Annotated in this window: 13 protein-coding genes and 2 pseudogenes; 9 read left to right on the top strand and 6 right to left on the bottom strand. The window is 68.4% G+C overall.

Features of this window, described 5'->3' with window-relative positions:
* The first annotated feature begins 133 nt into the window (after nucleotides 1–133).
* Nucleotides 134–1,060, top strand: coding sequence for a lipid kinase (locus tag G9Q41_RS04990; protein ID WP_139186584.1), 927 nt, complete (start codon nucleotides 134–136; stop codon nucleotides 1,058–1,060).
* A gap of 221 nt (nucleotides 1,061–1,281) precedes the next feature.
* A complete protein-coding gene (locus G9Q41_RS04985; protein WP_092525628.1) occupies nucleotides 1,282–1,473 on the top strand; it encodes a hypothetical protein in 192 nt (63 codons plus the stop codon).
* Between the two features lie 91 nt (nucleotides 1,474–1,564).
* Here the strand turns inward: G9Q41_RS04985 and G9Q41_RS04980 are convergent, their stop codons facing one another.
* Both G9Q41_RS04980 and G9Q41_RS04975 read right to left on the bottom strand, forming a co-directional pair.
* On the bottom strand, nucleotides 1,565–3,220 hold the full coding sequence (locus tag G9Q41_RS04980; RefSeq protein WP_092525626.1) for an FAD-binding dehydrogenase: 1,656 nt from the start codon (nucleotides 3,218–3,220) through the stop codon (nucleotides 1,565–1,567).
* 138 nt (nucleotides 3,221–3,358) lie between these two features.
* Complete coding sequence (locus tag G9Q41_RS04975) at nucleotides 3,359–4,042, bottom strand: HAD family hydrolase (RefSeq protein ID WP_092525624.1); 684 nt, start codon at nucleotides 4,040–4,042, stop codon at nucleotides 3,359–3,361.
* A gap of 162 nt (nucleotides 4,043–4,204) precedes the next feature.
* Between G9Q41_RS04975 and G9Q41_RS04970 the strand changes: the two genes are divergently transcribed.
* Complete coding sequence (locus G9Q41_RS04970) at nucleotides 4,205–5,422, top strand: dipeptidase (RefSeq protein ID WP_092527908.1); 1,218 nt, start codon at nucleotides 4,205–4,207, stop codon at nucleotides 5,420–5,422.
* Nucleotides 5,423–5,424: 2 nt separating this feature from the next.
* Here the strand turns inward: G9Q41_RS04970 and G9Q41_RS04965 are convergent, their stop codons facing one another.
* On the bottom strand, nucleotides 5,425–6,123 hold the full coding sequence (locus G9Q41_RS04965; protein ID WP_207630567.1) for a hypothetical protein: 699 nt from the start codon (nucleotides 6,121–6,123) through the stop codon (nucleotides 5,425–5,427).
* A gap of 708 nt (nucleotides 6,124–6,831) precedes the next feature.
* On the opposite strand from G9Q41_RS04965, the gene G9Q41_RS04960 reads away from it, so the two are divergent.
* The gene (locus tag G9Q41_RS04960) at nucleotides 6,832–8,403 is read left to right on the top strand and encodes a Na+/H+ antiporter NhaC family protein (protein WP_092525620.1); all 1,572 of its coding nucleotides are present in this window, start codon (nucleotides 6,832–6,834) and stop codon (nucleotides 8,401–8,403) included.
* A 691-nt stretch (nucleotides 8,404–9,094) separates the two neighbouring features.
* Here G9Q41_RS04960 and putP read toward each other — a convergent pair.
* Both putP and G9Q41_RS04950 read right to left on the bottom strand, forming a co-directional pair.
* The gene (gene putP / locus G9Q41_RS04955) at nucleotides 9,095–10,615 is read right to left on the bottom strand and encodes a sodium/proline symporter PutP (RefSeq protein WP_092525618.1); all 1,521 of its coding nucleotides are present in this window, start codon (nucleotides 10,613–10,615) and stop codon (nucleotides 9,095–9,097) included.
* Nucleotides 10,616–11,058: 443 nt separating this feature from the next.
* Entirely contained in the window at nucleotides 11,059–11,865 is an 807-nt protein-coding gene (locus tag G9Q41_RS04950) for a helix-turn-helix domain-containing protein (protein ID WP_165631961.1), read from the bottom strand.
* 76 nt (nucleotides 11,866–11,941) lie between these two features.
* Between G9Q41_RS04950 and G9Q41_RS04945 the strand changes: the two genes are divergently transcribed.
* The 3 genes and pseudogenes from G9Q41_RS04945 to G9Q41_RS22600 all read left to right on the top strand — a co-directional run.
* Nucleotides 11,942–12,658, top strand: a complete 717-nt coding sequence (locus tag G9Q41_RS04945; protein WP_165631962.1) for an SDR family oxidoreductase — start codon at nucleotides 11,942–11,944, stop codon at nucleotides 12,656–12,658.
* A gap of 434 nt (nucleotides 12,659–13,092) precedes the next feature.
* Nucleotides 13,093–13,275, top strand: a complete 183-nt coding sequence (locus G9Q41_RS04940; RefSeq protein WP_207630568.1) for a hypothetical protein — start codon at nucleotides 13,093–13,095, stop codon at nucleotides 13,273–13,275.
* Nucleotides 13,276–13,382: 107 nt separating this feature from the next.
* Nucleotides 13,383–13,535 (top strand): annotated as a pseudogene (locus G9Q41_RS22600) (site-specific integrase); the annotation flags it as partial.
* A 729-nt stretch (nucleotides 13,536–14,264) separates the two neighbouring features.
* On the opposite strand, the gene G9Q41_RS04930 reads toward G9Q41_RS22600, so the two are convergent.
* The gene (locus G9Q41_RS04930; RefSeq protein ID WP_207630569.1) at nucleotides 14,265–15,188 is read right to left on the bottom strand and encodes an LLM class flavin-dependent oxidoreductase; all 924 of its coding nucleotides are present in this window, start codon (nucleotides 15,186–15,188) and stop codon (nucleotides 14,265–14,267) included.
* A 125-nt stretch (nucleotides 15,189–15,313) separates the two neighbouring features.
* Between G9Q41_RS04930 and G9Q41_RS04925 the strand changes: the two are divergent.
* Nucleotides 15,314–15,571: pseudogene (locus G9Q41_RS04925) on the top strand (tyrosine-type recombinase/integrase); the annotation flags it as partial.
* Between the two features lie 289 nt (nucleotides 15,572–15,860).
* Nucleotides 15,861–17,969, top strand: a complete 2,109-nt coding sequence (locus G9Q41_RS04920) for a hypothetical protein (RefSeq protein ID WP_165631963.1) — start codon at nucleotides 15,861–15,863, stop codon at nucleotides 17,967–17,969.
* Nucleotides 17,970–18,371 lie beyond the last annotated feature (402 nt).

The following is an 18,371-nucleotide window of genomic DNA, read 5'->3' as shown; positions in this document are numbered from 1 at the left end:
CGCCCCCGTTTCTCGTTCCGCCCCGCCGAGCGGAGGCAGCTGCGAGTAGTGCGCACCACACACCGCGGAGCACACGCCCGTCGTCCGCATACACTGCGAAGTGTCCGGCGCAGCCGACCCGACAGGAGCAGTGGTGTCCACGAACGGCGAAACCGTGAACAGGGTGGCGGTGGTGGTCAACACGCTGTCCCGCACCGGTAGCATCGCCTACTCCCAGGCGATTCGGAGCCTGACCGCCCAGGGGGTCCCCCTCGGGACGACCTATCCGCTGCGGGACCCCGCCCGGCTGGTGGAGACGGTGCGCTCGGCCGTGGACGACGGGCACGACTTCGTCGTGATCGGCGGCGGCGACGGGACCATCAGCTCTGTGGTCGACGTGCTGGCGCACACCGGGGTGCCGATGGGCCTGCTGCCCCTCGGCACGGCCAACGACTTCGCCCGCACGCTCGAGATCCCCACGGACCTGGAGCAGGCGTGCCGAACGATAGCCCACGGCAAGGTCGTCGACATCGACCTCGGGCTGTGCGGCAACAACTACTACGCCAACCGGGCCTCGATCGGTATCGGCTCCAACGTGGCCACCGCCATGTCCCCTGCCCTGAAGAAGCGCATCGGGTCGCTGGCCTACCCGATCGCCTCGCTCAAGGGATTCGTGCGGCACCGCCCGTTCCCCGCCCGGTTGAGCTTTCCCGACGGCGATCACGAGCCCAGGGAGTACAACAGCCTGCTGCAGGTCTCCGTGGCGAACGGGCGCTACTTCGGCGGAGGCCAGCTGGCCGTTCCCGACTCCGGCATCGACGACAGCACGCTGGACATCACGGTGATCAGGCACGGCAACGTCCGCGAACTGCTCACCGTCGCCCGGAAGTTCAAGAGCACCGAGCTGCTCGAAACAGACCAGGCCGAGCACATCCGAACCCGGCGGGTGCGGATCGAGACCAAGCCGGACATGCCCATCAACATCGACGGCGAACTGGTCGCCAGCACCCCGCAGGAGGTGTCCGTGGCGCGCAACGCACTGCACGTCGCCGTTCCCCAGAGCTGGGTCGACGGCGGGTGACCTGGGACCGCCGCCCCGGTCAGCGTGGTCCGGTGCTCCCCGACGCGGCAGCGCCGCTCCGCCCACGCCGCCCGCTCCCGGCCCGGTCCGGCGAAAACCGCGCATTCCCCGAGTGCCGTTCGGCACACGCCCCCCGGCCGGGTGGCTTCGGCCCGGTCGAACCGGTAGACCGGGCGCCGAACCGGCCGGCCCCGACTTCGCAAGGGACGTCCTCGTTGACGATGTGGAACTACAGCAACGCGCCGCGCTGCACCGTGTGCTCACACCGCGCGATCATCAACAAGAAGCAGGCGCAAACCCTGGTCAACTCCTCGGAGGGGAGACTGGTGGCTTACCAGTGCCCGATAGAGCTGTCCAGCTGGCACGTCTGGGCCCCCGAGCTCGACAAGGCGGCCGAAACGGGTTCGGAGTAGCAGCGCCGGGGTACGGACACCACCCGGTGGCCGGTTTCCGAGGCTTCCCCGTCTCCGAGTCCGCCCGGGGCCGCTCCTCGCGAACGGTCGCTCAGCCGAGGTCCCGCACCAGCGCCCTGCCCGCGTTCCTGCCGGAGAAGACGCACCCGCCGAGGAAGGTGCCCTCGAGTGCGTTGTACCCGTGCATCCCGCCCCCACCGAATCCTGCGGCCTCGCCCGCGGCGTAGAGCCCCTCCAGCACCTCGCCGTCCGGGCGCAGCACCCGGGAGTCCAGGTCGGTCCGCATACCGCCCAGGGTCTTGCGAGTGAGCACGCGCAGCCGCACCGCGATCAGCGGCCCGTGTCGGGCGTCGAGCAGTTCGTGCGGGCTCGCGACGCGCAGCACCCGGTCGCTGGCGAACCGGCGTGCCGAGCGGATCGCGGTGATCTGCGCGTCCTTACCGTAGGGGCGCCGCATCTCGCGGTCCCGCGCCACCACCTCGCGGCGCACCCTCTCGTGGTCCAGCAGTCGGTGCCCGGTCAGCTCGTTCATCCCCGCGACCAGATCGCGCAGGTTGTCCCGCACCACGAAGTCCGCGCCGCGACGTTCGAACGCCGCGACCGGCCCCGGCGGCCCACCGCCCACTCTGGACAGCAGGTCCCGCAGTCTCTTGTTGGTCAGGTCGGGGTTCTGCTCCGAACCGGAGAGGCCGAACTCCTTGGCCAGGATGCTCCGGTCGAGCAGGAACCAGCTGTGGTCGTGGCCGGTTGCCAGGATGCGCCGCAGCGTTCCCATCGTGTCGAAGCCGGGGAAGTACGGCGGGGGCAGCCGGTTGCCCGTCGCGTCCAGCCACAGCGAGGAGGGGCCGGGCAGGATGCGGATGCCGTGCCCGGGCCAGACCGGATCCCAGTTGGCGATGCCCTCGGTGTAGTGCCACATGCGGTCGCGGTTGACGACGCTGGCCCCGGCCCGCTCCCCGACGTCCAGCATCCGGCCGTCCACGTGGGCGGGCACTCCGGTGAGCATGTGCTCCGGGGGCCGGCCGAGCCGTTCCGGCCAGTTCCGCCGCACCAGATCATGATCTCCCCCTATGCCACCCGAGGCCACCACCACTGCCTGCGCGCGGCGCTCGAACTCGCCGACCACCGTCCGCGAGGAGGCGACCCCACGTCGTTCGGCCGAGGGCTCCAGCACGCTGCCCCGCACTCCCCGGACCGCGCCTCCGGAGACGAGCAGCTCGTCCACCCGGTGGCGGTACTCGAAGCGCACCAGACCGGCGCGCTCGGCCTCGCGCACCCGCTCGGCGAACACCCGCACGATCTCGGGTCCCGTTCCCCAGCCGAAGTGGAACCGCGGGACGGAGTTGCCGTGGCCGGTGGCGGTGCCGTCCCCGCGCTCGGCCCAGCCGACGAAGGGCATGAACCGCATGCCCAGCCCCCGCAGGTAGGCGCGTTTCTCACCGGCCGCGAAGGCCACGTAGGCCTCGGCCCAGCGGCGCGGCCAGTAGTCCTCCGGCCGGTCGAAGGCGGCCGAGCCCATCCAGTCCCGCAGTGCCAGCTCGTGGTCGTCCCTGATTCCGATCCTGCGCTGCTCGGGACTGTCCACGAGGAACAGACCTCCCAGCGACCAGTGGGCCTGCCCCCCGAGGTTGTCCGCGTTCTCCTGCTCGACCACCAGCACGGAACGCCCGGCACGGGTGAGTTCGTAGGTGGCGACCAGACCCGCGAGCCCGGCACCGACCACGACGACGTCCGCCTCCGCCACGATCCCGCCTCCTGTCCGCTTCGACGACCACGGTTGCGAAAAGCTCTCGGAGCGAGTCGCGTCACATTATCCGGAGCGGAGGCGATTCGGAACAGTGCTACCGGAAACCGCGCGGAGCGCGGAAGCTCCAGAGGAGCACGATCACTCCCACGGCAGGGCTTCGGGCAGCTGGGCGAGTCCGTCGAGGACCAGCTCCGGTTCCGGGGCGAACGGGTACTTCGGGCTCGCTGGCGAAGCCAGCTGCGCCACCCGCATTCCCACCAGGGCCGCCCCGGCGCAGTCGAACGGGTTGGCCGAAACCAGCCAGATCCCCTCGAGCGGGGCCTCCAGTCGCGCGGCCAGGTGCCGGTACGTCTCCGGCGCGGGTTTGAACGCCCCGACCTCGGAACAGCCGACCACCTCCTCGAACCGGTCCGCGATCCCGTGCTCGGCGAGGATCCTGTCCAGTCCCCCGACGTCCCCGTTCGAGAACACGGCCATCCTGACCCCGCGGCCGACGAGCTCGTCCAGCACCTCGGGCACGCCCTCGAACAGCTCGGGCACGGCCACCCGCTCCAGCGCGGCCGCGCGCTGCTGCTCGCCGAGCTGAACGTGAGTGGCCGCCAGCGCCATGTCCAGGGCCTGAGCCGTCACCGTGGACCAGTCGAGCTTGCGGCCCGCCGCGGTGAGCAACCAGGAGATCTCCAGCTGGTAGCGCCGCCACGAGGCCGCTATCACCTCGGGCTCGCTCGTGTGCGGTCGCAGCCCCAGCGCGTAGCTCGCCGGGTCGGCGAGGGTCCCGAAAACGTCGAACGCCACTGTCGGTGCCACTGTCGGTGCGGACACGCCCCAACTCCTCACGCGCTGCTCACCGGCGGTGGTTCCGGATCCCGCCGTCCACCTCGAAAATCGCAGACCCGCCCCCCGGCGGCAACGCCACCGGGAAGTGCTGCGCAGCGAGCTGGGATCATCGCGGTGTCGGCCGAGAACCGAGAGAACGGTGCCCCCATGAGCGAGACAGCGCGCGCCGAATCGCGCGACCGCGCCCGAAGGCTGCTGGCCACCACCCCGGTCCTGGACGGTCACAACGACCTGCCCTGGGCGCTGCGGGAGCAGGTCGGCTACGACCTCGCCCGCAGGGAACTCACCGAGGACCAGTCGGAATCGCTGCACACGGATCTGGGGCGGTTGGAGTCCGGCGGGGTCGGTGCGCAGTTCTGGTCGGTGTACGTGCGCACGGACCTCGCGGGCGAGACCGCGGTGACCGCGACGCTGGAGCAGGTGGACTGCGTGCGCGCGCTGCTCCAGCGCTACCCGGAGCGACTGGCGTGGGCCGGTTCGGCCTCCGAGGTCGAGCGGGCCCGCGAGCTCGGCAGGACGGCCTCCCTGATGGGGGCCGAGGGCGGGCACTCCATCGCCTGCTCGATGGGGGCGCTGCGCGGGCTGCACGAGCTCGGGGTGCGCTACCTGACGCTCACGCACAACGACAACGTGCCCTGGGCCGATTCGGCCACCGACGAACCAGTCGCGGGCGGGCTCACCCGATTCGGGGCCGAGGTGGTGCGCGAGATGAACCGACTGGGCATGCTGGTGGACCTGTCGCACACCTCCGCCGACACGATGCGCGACGCGCTGCGGGCAAGTCGCGCCCCGGTGATCTTCTCGCACTCCAGCGCGCGGGCGGTCTGCGATCACCCCCGCAACGTGCCCGACGACGTGCTGGGCGCGCTGCCGGACAACGGCGGGGTGGCGATGGCGACCTTCGTGCCGAAGTTCGTGCTTCCCGAGGTCGCCGAGTGGGACGCCCGGCTCGACCGGTACCTGGCCGAGCGGGGGCTGCACCCGCTGGCCGAGGAGGACGAGGCGTGGCGGGCTCGCCGGGAGTTCGAGGAGGCCGAACCGCGCCCGGTCGCGCGCGTGTCCGATGTGGCCGACCACCTCGACCACATGCGCGAGGTGGCCGGGGTCGACCACATCGGGCTCGGCGGCGACTTCGACGGCACGGTGTTCACCACTTCGGGGCTGGGGGACGTGTCCTGCTACCCCGAGCTGGTGGCCGAGCTGCTCGACCGCGGCTGGTCCGAGCAGGACCTGGCCAAGCTGACCTGGCACAACCCGATCCGCGCGCTGCGCGCGGCCGAGGAGGTCGCCGACCGGCTGCGGCGCACCGAGTCACCGTCGATCGCCACCGTGGAGCAGCTCGACGGCGGGTCCGCTTCCCGGTGAGGTCATCCCTTCCCGGGGGCGGGCAGTTTCGTGGCGACCTCGGGGACGGTCTCGAGCACCTCCTCCGGTGCTCCTCCGCCTGCCGGTTCGGCCTCGGCCACCACCACGGTGCTGCCGCGCCGCTGCGAGTCGTAGTGGTGCCCGGTGAACCGGGTCCCGGGCACCACGGGGCGGATGTCGCCGGTGCCGTGCACGTCGATGAGTTCCCTGAACTCGCGGGCCCGCCTCCTGCCTGGCATGCGCACCCAGGACACCAGCACCACGACGGTGCCGCCGTTCGCGTCGGTGAGCGGGAACTGCACGCGGTCCAGCCCGCGGCACGGATTCTCCAGGAAGAAGTCCCGCACCCCGCCGTGGGAGAGAACCGCGCACTCCGCCGCCTCGTGCGGACGTCGGGGTCCTCGCCGCAGGCGCAGTCTGCTCCACGCGCGTTTCCTCTTGCCCTTGCGGGCTGCTCGCTTGCTCGCGGTGAGGTTCTGCCGGACCGTGCGCACCACCGCGGAATCGGCCGCCGACACCCCGGCCGATTCCCCGCCGCCGACCACACCGCCGAGGGATGTTGTTCCCAAACCTCCCCCCGAGTACACCAGCATCGCCGCCACGCTGGCACCGAGGATTTTTCCTCCTTTCCCCCTCTTTCCGTCTCCTTCCTCCATCGGGTAAACCACCCCGTCCTTGCGGCGGGTACGAAATCTCACCATGGCTCTCCCTTCGACACGTTCAGTCGAATCCTGCCGCGAATGTGACTGAACGTGCCCCCGAAGAAGCCGGGTATCACTCGTTCAGATCAGGTTTTGATCGAGTTCTCACTCGTTCGGAGCAGCATCCGAGTTCACTGCGTCAGCTTTCGCCGCCGGAGGGAAGACTCGACCGAGCCGGCGAAGCAGCCGCCGCGGCCCGCCACCCGCCCGGAGGAGCGCGGAGGAGCTCCGCAACCACCCGACGGCTGAACACCCCCTTCGCCCCGGAGCCCGCAGCACCCGGAACGATTCCCGCAGCGGAACGAAAAGCGCACCGAGCGTGTTCGAATCCTGTTTCGGCGCCGTGAACACCGGGTCAAGAAAGTACGGGAAATCATCGCGTCACCAGCAGGGTATCCGCCGAGAGCGCCAGTCGGGGAAAAATAGTTTCACCGGCATTTTTGCTATCCTGGTCGAGGCGGCCACGGCCCGGACCGCCCGATGAAACGGGCCACTCCCAAGCACGCCCCGAGCAGATACGACGCGGAGAAATGTAACCGACAGCGAACCCGACTCGACTCGATCCGAAGCCGCATCCGGCCGGGAACCACACCCGGAAAGTCCGGACCGAGCGAGCACCTCGCCCCCTTGCGGCCTGTCGGTACCGTATCCTCCACGCCGCGGTGCGGCCACGTCAAACAGCCCCGAGAATTCTCCAGGAGCGCGCCGATGTCCGACTCGTTCTTATCCCTGATCCCACCGATACTGGCTCTCGGGCTGGTCGTGCTCTCACGAAAAGTTCTGCTTTCGCTGAGCATCGGAATCATTTCCGGTGCGGCGCTGCTGAACGGGTTCGAACCGCTGCCCTCCCTGGGCATGCTCTACGAGATCGTGACGGGGATATTCGTGTCGGACGGCGGGGTGAACACCGGCAACGTGTTCATTCTCTGCTTTCTGATCGTCCTGGGGATGACCGCGGCCATCATTTCGACGTGCGGCGGCAGCAGATCGTTCGCGGAATGGGCCGCTCACCGCTTCGCGACGCGCCGCGGGACGCTCTCCTTCCCGGCGCTGCTCGGGGTGATCCTGTTCATCGACGACTACTTCAACGCGCTGGTGGTCGGCAACGTCTCCCGCCCGGTTACCGACCGGCACGGAATATCCAGGGCCAAGCTCGCCTACACCGTCGACTCCACCTCGGCCCCGATCTGCATTCTCATGCCCATATCCAGCTGGGGCGCCTACATAATCTCCGTGTTCGCCGGCATGGCCACGGTGAGCGGATTCGCGGGCGCGGGCGGGCTGGAAGCCTTCCTCAGGACCGTGCCCGTCAACTACTACGCCCTGATCGCACTGCTCATGGTCGGTTGCGTGGTGTTCTTCGGCCTCGACGTCGGTCCGATGCGCACCCACGAGAAGCGGGCTCTCAGCGGCCGGGGGCTCACCGATCCGGCCAAGGGGACCGCCGCGGACGGGACCGGGGACGAGCCGGTCAACCCCGCGGGCAGGATCAGGGACCTCGTGCTGCCCATCGCGGCCCTGGTGATCGCCACCGTCACCGCGATGATCGTGACAGGGGCGCGGGCGAGCTCCGAGGTCACTCCGCTCTCGGTCCTCGAGAGCACCGACGTGCCCACTTCGCTGCTGTGCGGCGGGCTCGTCGGCTGGATCGTCGCACTCCTCCTCGCCCGTCGCCGCGGCACCGGCAACGCGGCCCTGGGGCGCGGGCTGTGGTCCGGGGTGAGGTCGATGATGCCCGCCATCTGGATCCTGCTGTTCGCCTGGACCATCATCGAGGTGATCGACCAGCTGGGCACGGGGGAGTACCTCGCCGGCCTGGTCAGCGGGCGCATCGACACCGCGCTGATCCCGCTGCTGATCTTCCTCATAGCGGGGTTCATGTCGTTGTCCACCGGCACGTCCTGGGGAACGTTCGGCATCATGCTGCCGATCGCCGCGGACATAGCCGCCTCGACCGATCCCGGGCTGATGTTCCCCGTGCTGGGGGCGGTGCTGGCCGGTGCGATCTGGGGCGACCACTGCTCGCCCATCTCGGACACCACGATCATGTCCTCGGCCGGTGCGCAGGCGCACCACATCGACCACGTGGTGACCCAGCTGCCCTACGCGCTGATCATCGCGGGCGTATCCGCGATCGGCTACCTGGCTCTCGGGCTGACGGGCAGCGGCTCGATCGGCCTGCTCGTCGCGCTCGCGTTCTTCGCCGCGGCCGTCGTCGTGCTGCGGAGGCTGTCCCGCGACACGCGCACACCGGCGGGTGAGCCCTCCGAAGCGGCGTGAGTGCAGCGCCGCCGGTCCCGGCCCCCGTCGGTGACCGGCGGCGTTCCCTGGCTCGTCCGCCGCTCGTCCGCTCGTTCCCGACGCGCCGAAGGCCTCTCATGCCCGGGGCCCCTCCGGGACGACCTCTTCGACCTCCTCCGCCGGCCGAACAGCACGAGCAGGCAGAGCACCAGCAGAACCCAGGGCCAGTACCAGCCGTAGTTGTCCCCGACGTAGCGCGCGGTCAGGTACCAGCCGACGAACAGCGCGAGGGCGGTCACCACCCAGTCCGGGGAAACCCCTTCGTTCGCGCGAGTGCTCTCCCGGGTCGCACGCCCGGAGGAATCGCTTCGCCGCACCGACACTCTCCCGTTCACTCGTCCGGTTCCAACCGGGGAGAGCTCCACGCCTCAGACACGATCGTGTGAGTTCCGCCCCTCGGGAACTCAGCACATCATCAAGATCGTGGACGGGGCATCAGTACTCGCACCGAGCGAACTCCGGGAAAACACTCACCTCGGAGAGTGCGTACGGCGGTTTGCGCAGGTGACCGGGCAGCCGGCACGTGAGTCGGCACCTCGGGAGCGCTGGGCCGCTGGTGAGCAGCCACCTGCGCGGCGAGCTGCTCGGCCTCGCACTGCATCCGACTCACGCACCGGAGCTTCTTCCGCTGATCGGGCCGAAGCGCCCGCTCCGGCCCGAACGAGAGGCATCAATCAGCGGCCGCGGTCGTGCGCTCCTCGACGGGCTCGCTCATGTCCCCGGACCAGAGCCGCTCGGGGCGCTTGCCTAGCCCGTTGAACACCACGATGGCCAGCAGCGCCACGGCCCAGCCCGGGATCATCGCGTAAACGCCCGTTCCGTTGAGCACGTCCACGTTCTGCCAGACCACGACGGTGACCGCGCCGCCGACGATGCCGCCGAGCGCTCCGGTCCAGGTCATGCGCGACCAGAACAGCGAAAGCAGGATCACCGGGCCGAAGGAGGAACCGAAGCCGGCCCACGCGTAGGACACGATGTCCAGCACAGCACCACCGCCGAGCGCGATCACGTAGGCGACGATCGCCACCACGATCACGGCGCCCCGCCCGACCCACACGAGGGCCCGCTCCGAGGCGGTCCTGTTGACGAAGGCGCGGTAGAAGTCCTCGGTCAACGCCGTGGAGGCGACCAGCAGCTGGCTGTCGGCCGAGGACATGATCGCGGCGAGCACGGCGGCCAGCAGGACGCCTGCGATCCAGGGGTTGAGCAGCTGCTGCGCCAGCGCGATGAACACCCGCTCCGGGTTGTCCAGCGGCTGGTCCAGCAGACCGATGCCGACCAGGCCGACCAGCGAGGTCCCGGCCAGGGTCACCAGCACCCAGCTGATGCTGATCCGGCGGGCCACCGGAATGTGGTGCACGCTGCGGATGCCCATGAACCGGGCGAGGATGTGCGGCTGGCCGAAGTAGCCCGGCCCCCAGGCCAGCAGGGACACGATCGAGATGAACCCGAGCTCGCTGCCGCTCGACCAGCTCCCGTCGGTGAAGCTCGCCTCCTGCCCCATGTCCAGCAGCGCCGGGGAGTGCTCGGCCAGCGAGCTCCCCAGCCCGCCGAACCCGCCGAGCAGGGTGATTCCGATCAGCGGCAGCACCAGCAGGGCCAGGAACATCAGCGTTCCCTGCACCACGTCGGTGAAGCTCACCGCGAGGAAGCCGCCGAGGAAGGCGTACAGCACGATCACCGCCACGGACACGGTGATCGCCAGCCTCGAGTCCACGCCGAACAGGTCCTCGAACAGCACGCCGCCCGCGACGAGACCGCTGGCCACGTACACGGTGAAGAACACCACGATCACCAGGGCGGAGACCATGCGCAGCGCCCGACTCCGATCCTCGAAGCGCGACTCCAGGTAGGCGGACAGGCTCACCGCGTTGCTCGCCCGCTCGGTGTAGGTGCGCAACCGTGGAGCGATGAACAACCAGTTGAGGTAGGTGCCGAGGGCGAGTCCCACCGCGATCCAGGTCGCCCCCACCCCCTGGGCGTAGACCGCTCCGGGCAAGCCCAGCAGCAACCATCCGGACATGTCGCTGGCCTGCGCCGAGAGCGCTGCCGTCGGGGCGTTCAGGCGACGGCCGCCGAGAGCGAAGTCCGCGAGGGTGTTGGTTCGTCGGTACACCCACACCCCGATCACGATCATGACGACCAGGTACGCGGCGAAGGTCGTCAGTACCGATGGGCTGATCTCAAACACTGCTACTCCTTCAGCCGAGATGGCACATGCACTCCCGACGAGGCGGACTGCTGGATCGACGTTCGTGTCGCGAGGCCAACACGTGTATTCGCGGTAAGTGTGCGGTGGATAGTAGGTGACCTCACCCACGGCGTATTCATGTGGTCCCACACGAGTTTTCCCGTTTCCTTGTCCGCGCGGACAACGCGAAAGCCGGGCGAAACGGTCGAACACCGCGATCCGGCAGGACGCGCGGATCAGTGCGCACTGCGTAATACGATCCGCACGATTCGTGCCCGAGCGCGGTCATCACGGCACTTTTCACGCCCTGCGCGATTATCGATTCCCCCGGCAGCGCCTCGGGGATTCGACGGATTCCCGAAAGCCGGTGCCGGGGTTTCCGCGTTCCGGCGGTGCGTGGTCACCGGTTCCCACCGCTCCCGCGGCGGGTGAGGCCGCCCGAACTACGAGCCGTGCCGCTCGCCCAGCCGGGCGAACACCTCGGCCGTTGGGGACCCGGGATCGGCCGTGACGAGGACGAGCTGCTGGTCGTCCTCGTCCATCGGCAGCACGTCGCAGTTGACGCGGAGCCGACCGAGCTCGGAGTGGGTGAGAACTTTGCGCCGGTTCCCGGGGGTGTGGACCGGGTGGGTGTCCCACAGTCCGCGGAACTCGGCGCTGCGGGCGAACAGCTCGGACAGCAGCCGGGAGAGCGGTTCGTCGTTCGGGTACCGCGCGCTGGCCGCGCGCAGTCGCGCCGCCGCGATGGGCCCGAACGCCTCCGTCTCGGGACTCTCGGCGGGCCCGAGCCGCAGGAAGTGGCGGCGGGCGAGGTTCGGCTCGTCCCGCAGACCTTCGAGCAGGGCCTCCGCCAGGGGGTTCCAGGCGACCGCGTTGTAGGTGGCGTCGGTGACGAGAGCAGCCGTGCCCGGGACCCGGTGCAGCATCGCGGCCACGTGGGGGCGAACGCGACGCACCGGTTCGGCGGGAGGTACGGGGGCCGCGCCGGCCAGCCGGAAGAGGTGCGCTCGCTCCGCCAGCGAGAGGTGCAGAGCTTCGGCGAGCGTGTCCAGCACGCGCGCGGAGGGACGCGGTCCGCGGGCCTGCTCCAGGCGGGTGTAGTAGTCGACGGACATGTGGGCGAGCCGGGCCACCTCGTCACGACGCAGCCCCGGTGTGCGCCTGCGCTGCCCGGAGGGCACGCCCACGTCGGCCGGGGTGAGGCGAGCCCGCCTGGTGCGCAGGAAATCCGCGAGTTCCGCACGTGGCACGTCGCCTCCTGACCTCACTCACGGGGGGATCGTTCGTCCCTGGCTGAGCCGGGGGTCGGCTGGAACCGTCGGAGGCATGAGGCATTCGACAGCTCTGGTCACCGGCGCCAACAAGGGTATCGGCAAGGAAATCGCCAGGCAGCTGCTCTCCACCGGGATGACGGTCCACCTCGGTTCCCGCGACGAGGAGCGCGGCCGCCGAACCGTCGAGGAGCTCGGCGGTGACGCCCGGCTCGTGCGGCTGGACGTCACCGACTCCGCCAGCATCGCCGAAGCCGCCGGCGCGGTGGGCGCGCTGGACGTCCTGGTCAACAACGCCGGGATCTCGGACTCCTTCGCGGAGGCCCCCGAGTCCGGGGCGGAGGAGTTCCGGCGCGTCTACGAGACCAACGTGTTCGGCGTGCTGGAGGTCACCAACGCCTTCCTCCCAGCGCTGCGGCGCTCGGAGCACCCGCGCGTGGTCAACGTCTCCAGCGGCACCGGGTCGCTGACGTGGAGCACGGACACCAACCCCCAGTTCGCGACCGGAGGAGGTGGTGCCGCCGCCTACCGCTCGTCGAAGGCAGCGCTCAACGCGCTGACCGTTCTCCACGCGCAGAGCCTCGCCGGGGAGGGCTTCAAGGTGAACGCGCTCGCCCCCGGGCTGCGGGCCACCGAGCTCAACGCCAGGGCGGCGCGCGACGGCGGAGACCCGGGCGAGGCCGCCGAGCAGGCGGTCCGGCTGGCGCTGCTGGACGACGACGGCCCCAGCGGCCAGTTCTTCTCCTGGGACGGGACGTCCGTTCCGTGGTGAGCTAACGGCCCGGCCCGTCGCCGGGCCGGGCCTTCCCGGGGGCGAGCGGTGGTCCTCCGCCGGGAAGGCCGGGGGCCACCGCGAACGCTCCCGTGGGGACGCGCTGCACCGGGTGGGCGATCAGCAGGTCCAGGAGCACTTTCGCCTTGCCGCCGCGACTGGGTGGTAGAAAGCCTCGGCCACGGAAATGTCCCCGTGTTCGTTCCACCCCAGGTAGTCGTTCCCCCGTTCACGGAGCGCGTGCTGCGCCCACAACGGATGGTCGTCGGGCAGCGCGAGCCTGCTGTCCGTCTCGTCGCCCGAGGGCTGAATCCCCAGCTGCGCACTCAGGGGGCTTATTGTCTCCCTCGCCCGCTCCCGCGACATCGCGATCTCCACACCGGCCCCGGTGGACAGCCGGACATCCTGGCAATGCGGCTGCGGACTCGAACCGGGTGCTGCGTGATCCTGACCCGAAAAGCCGAGCGAGCTACATCCGGATCATCGGTTACTCCGCGAGCGCCGAGTTCGTAATCACCGTCATCGTTGACCCCGCGGACTTCTCCGGGGTCACGGCCCGGAAAACGCGCGGGGCCGACCTGCGCGACCATCTGGAGAACAAGGAGGCCGGAACATGACGAAAACCGAGGACGACCGGGCGAACCGCCGTACCAGACATGCCGCGATCCGTGCCGAGGTCGCCGCGGAAGCGGCCGAGAACGCCGAAGCGGAAGCAGCCGAGAACGCCACGACGCTGGACGAGGCGGGCTTGAGTGCTCGTCACATCGCCGACCAGCTGGGGCACTCGCGGCCGTCGATGACTCAGGATGTGTACCTGGGTCGTAAGGCTGGCAGCGGTGGTGCGGCTGATGCGCTGGAACGGGCCATCGATAACTAGTTCACGAGTTTTGTGCACCTAAAGTGCACTCGTGATCTTGGTCGATTACCAGTGAATCTCGCTGACCAGGAGTTTCGGTGGGACGCCAGGGACTCGAACCCCGAACCCGTGGAGTATCAACAGGTGCTTGCCAGTGTTTCGCGTTGGCAGGCGGCAACGGGCATGAGCTGCATGCATAACACGTGCAAATGACCACTGAGGATGATCCACCGGCGTCCTCTCTCGTCGTTTCCTGGGGCAAAGATGGGGCCGCACGCCGCTGGCCGCCGACGCGCATGCGCTTCCATCCTGCTGTCCTTGCCACCTCACTGCCGGGGTTATCGGTGTCGTCCCACCGCTATGGCCACTGGCACCGATCGCTCACTGGCGGGCCTGTTCGAAAGCCGGCCACCTACGTAAGCAGTGGGTTTACTCCGATGTTCCCGGCTTTGACAATGCGGCGACAGCGGGATGGGGGCCTACCAAGCGCACCCGGTCGGACAGCCATGGTGTGCGCAACTGGATTCCGCTTCAACTCCGCCCCGCGTGGGTGCTTCTTCCGCGAGCCAATCCGGGCGCGACCGTCCGGCGCAGAGCGCAGCCTGCGGAGCGGCGCGCCAGGTCGCCCGGCTCTTGGCCGCGTCCCGCCCCGCCTCGCGGGGCGGCTTGAAGACGTACAGAAAGTTCTCACAGACAGTATCGTGAGCGCTTGCTACAGCATGGGTAGTGGATGGTCCCGCTGTGTACGTATCAAAGGGCAGCCAAGATACTGGCAAGATCGTCTAGGGCATCGGCTCGTACAACCCATCGCCTGATACCCCACCTGTGCCAGGCGCGCTGGAGTTGCTCAACGATCTCAGCCACCGTGCCGATCCACAGGTATGGCACAGCTAACAGATCCCGGACCGGAATATTCAGTCGTTCCGCTAAGGGCTCCGCCGCTGCCTCGCGATCATCGGTAATGATGATCTGCTGCACTAGAAGCTCCACGGGCGGCATAGCCGCACCAGCGGTATCGGCACCGTGTTGGACCAGTGCTACATGGTTATCAACCTGACCGGGTGACCAGGACACCGTGTGTGAATGCCCGTCGGGCAAGGTCCGTCCCAGCCCGGATAAGCCCACAGCATCAGCATGCGCACCACCCCAACGGAGTAATGCTGGATTCCCCCCACCCACCAGCAGGGGCACCCGTTGCTGCACCGGTCGAGGCCCGTCCAAAACCACGTCGGTCAATGCATCCAGCTCGGAAGCTGGAACAATTCCCCCGTCGAGCAAGGTGCGCACCGCGGATGCGACTGTATGTAGCCGTTGTACCCGGTCGGCCGGTGCAGGACGTTGATACCCAGTCATTTCCCATTCAGCCGGGGTATGACCAGCGCCTAGTCCTACTTCGGCTCGCCCGTTCGAAACGACGTCGAGTGTGGACACGTCAGCGGCAATAAACAGCGGATGACGCACTCCGGTGTTCACGACATAGCTACCTAACCGCAACGTTGACGTGGCGACCGCAGCGGCGGCTAGTGCCACGAAAGGGGAAGGGCCGATACCGGGATGGTCAGAAACGAGCAGCGCTCGACATCCAATCTGCTCACATCGGTGCGCCAACTCGGTCCATTCACCTTGATCACCCGGAGATGCCTGCACTGACACCTCGATCCGCTGCTCAACCACAGCGCTATCCTGTACTTGCGAGCACTCCCGCGCAAGATCTACTTTCTTGCTCGAGGTTGCCGGTGCAGACCAATACGCTCCTTCACATGATGTTGTTCGTGTGGGCCTACGAGGTTGCCGAGTTCAACACCCGGCGGGGCCTTCGCAATGCGCGAGGGAACGACGGTTTCGCCTGGGTGACTTCGCACGTGTTCCGCAAGACTGCGGCGACGGTGTTGGACGAGGCGGGGTTGAGTGCTCGCCGGATCGCTGATCAACTGGGGCACTCGCGGCCGTCGCTGACTCAGGACGTGTACATGGGGCGTCAATCCCTCGACCGGGACGCAGCTGAGGCCCTGGAGTCAGCCTTGGATATAGAAGACCCGAATGTTTCGGGGGGATAAAAGGGGGATGCGGCTTCGCCGCCTAACACCCTGCAACCCTCTGAACAGGGATTTCGGTGGGCCGCCAGGGACTCGAACCCTGAACCCGTGGAGTAGCGGGTCGGTTCCTGCCGTTGTTTGCCGGTGGGTGCCGACACCCGCTGTCACCTGGTCCGATACTGGCACCGCACTGATCACTGTGGCTGGTCAGCACTCGTCGTCTGTCGTCGTTTTGTGTGGGAAAAGTGTGGCTGTAGCTGTTTGAGGTGAACAGGCCCCGGCATGGGGTCTGGCTAACTATGATCTTGGCATGGTGTCTGAGGCGGTGTCGCTGGAAAATCGATTGGCCAACGCCGCGCGGGCGGGTGAACTGCTCGACGTCAGCGACGAGACCGAGCGCGAGATTCCGGCAACTGCGATCCGCAAGTTGCTGTTTGGCTCGGATGCCGAGAACATCGACCCGCGGGGAGTGCGACTGCAGGGCGCGCACATCACCGGAGAACTGGACCTCACCGATGTGCGGGCCGCCGCGCCGTTGATGCTGCACCAGTGCGAGTTCGACGAAAGTATCGAGGCCACGCGGGCCCATCTTCCACATCTGGACCTGTCCGGAAGCCGGTTTCCAGCTCTGGACGCCGACGACCTCGTCTGCGAACACGACGTCCGCCTTCGGGGGGGTCGTTGCGAGTGGTTGAGTCTGGTGGATGCCAACATCACCGGAAACCTCAGCCTCAGCGATGCTCAACTGATCGCAGCCGATAAACCTGCTCTGGATATGGAAGGAGTCATCATTGGCGGTGATTTCTTTCTCGATGAGGGGTTCACCGCCAGCAGCGATAGCTACCTCGGCACGCTGCGGCTGCCCGGGGCCAACATCACTGGGCAACTCAGCCTGCGTGAGGCGCGGTTGATCGCCACCAACGGGCCCGCCCTGAACGCTGAGACCCTCACCGTCGACAGCGACGTATTCCTCGATGAGGGCTTCACCGCCAACTCCGACAGCAACGATGGCACGCTGCGGCTGCCCGGGGCCAACATCACTGGGCAACTCAGCCTGTCCGGGGCGGAATTGATCGCCACCAACGGGCCCGCCCTGAACGCCGACACCCTCACCGTCGGCAGCAGTGTGCTCCTCGATGAGGGCTTCACCGCCAACTCCGACAGCAACGATGGCACGCTGCGGCTGCCCGGGGCCAACATCACCGGGCAACTCAGCCTGCGTGAGGCGCGGTTGACCGCCCCCAACGGGCCCGCCCTGAACGCCGACACCCTCACCGTCGACAGCGACGTATTCCTCGATGAGGGCTTCACCGCCAACTCCGACAACAACGATGGCACGGTGCGACTGCCCAGGGCCAACATCACCGGACAACTCAGCCTGTCCGGGGCGGAATTGATCGCCACCAACGGGCCCGCCCTGAACGCCGACACCCTCACCGTCGGCAGCAGTGTGCTCCTCAACAAAGGCTTCGTTGCCAGCAGCGGTAGCTATCTCGGCACGCTGCGGCTGCCCGGGGCCAACATCACCGGGCAACTCAGCCTGCGTGAGGCGCGGTTGACCGCCCCCAACGGGCCCGCCCTGAACGCCGACACCCTCACCGTCGACAGCGACGTATTCCTCGATGAGGGCTTCACCGCCAACTCCGACAACAACGATGGCACGGTGCGACTGCCCGGGGCCAGTGTTTCTGGGGACCTGGTCATGGTCTTGACAAATGTGGGCAACACTGGCGAGAACTATTTGGTGCTGACTCTGCGGGGTGCCCAGGTATCCGGGGGTCTGGGCATACTGTTGGATGGGTTGGTCGCCGAGTCTGGCGAGCTGTTGCGGGTGCGTGTGGACGGGTTGCGGTATCCGTTCATACCTCGTTTTGCGACGTACGGCGAGTGGCTACGGGTACTGCGGAAGCACACCGTGGGGTATGCGGCGCAGCCGTATCAGCAGTTGGCCAGTGTGTACCGGGCGGCCGGGCACGATCGGGAGGTCCGCGAGATCCTCATCGCCCAGCAGCGTGACTTGCGTCGCCGAGGTGATCTCGGTGGGTGGTTTCGCAGGTTGTTACACCGGTGCAGCGGGGCCTTCATCGGCTACGGGCACCGCCCCTTCCGCGCCCTGGGCTACCTGGCCGGACTCTGCGCGACCACCGTGGGGCTGGTGCTGCTGGCCGGAGCGCTCGGCCTAGCCGTGCGGGCCCATCCCAACACCGGGCCGTGCTCGGTGGCTGAAAGCATCGGGCTCGGCATCGACACCGCCGTTCCGCTGCTGAAAACCGGCGGCGGGAAACGCTGTGAGATCGCCACCACCACCGGCTTGGGCCAGACTCTCTACCTCGGCAAGTACCTGCTCACCATCCTCGGCTGGGCCTTCGCCACCCTGTTCGTGGCCGGATACACCGGACTCGTCCGCAGAAACAACTGAGCACCAAGATCCGACCAACAAATGAGCCCAGCTGGGTGAGTGGCTACGCCGCTGGCTCGGCGGGCTGGCCGTAGGAAGTAGCCGGGTGAGGGAGTCCGCGGCGGGACCACACCTGCTTCGTCACTGCTTCCCGACCGACCACGGTGCCCGGCCCTCCGGTGGACGTACGGGCGAGTTCTCCTCGGCGGCCCCTGCCGTGGTCTCGGGCCGCCTGCCTTCCGCTACGCGTCCGGGAAGCCGCCCGCCCACCGCTTGGCGGTCGGCCGCCGGCGCCGGGACCGGCGCCAGCCGCACGCCCGGCGTCGGCCTGGCCGACCGCACCAGACAAGCGGGCGGGCGGCTCTCCCTGGACGCACCGGGCAAGCAGGCAGGCGGCCCCGGCAGGGGCCGCCCTTGATGAAG

Source organism: Actinopolyspora sp. BKK2, from assembly GCF_011291845.1.
In the GTDB taxonomy this organism is placed as follows: Bacteria; Actinomycetota; Actinomycetes; order Mycobacteriales; family Pseudonocardiaceae; genus Actinopolyspora; species Actinopolyspora saharensis.
This window is presented reverse-complemented; position numbering and strand designations above follow the sequence as displayed.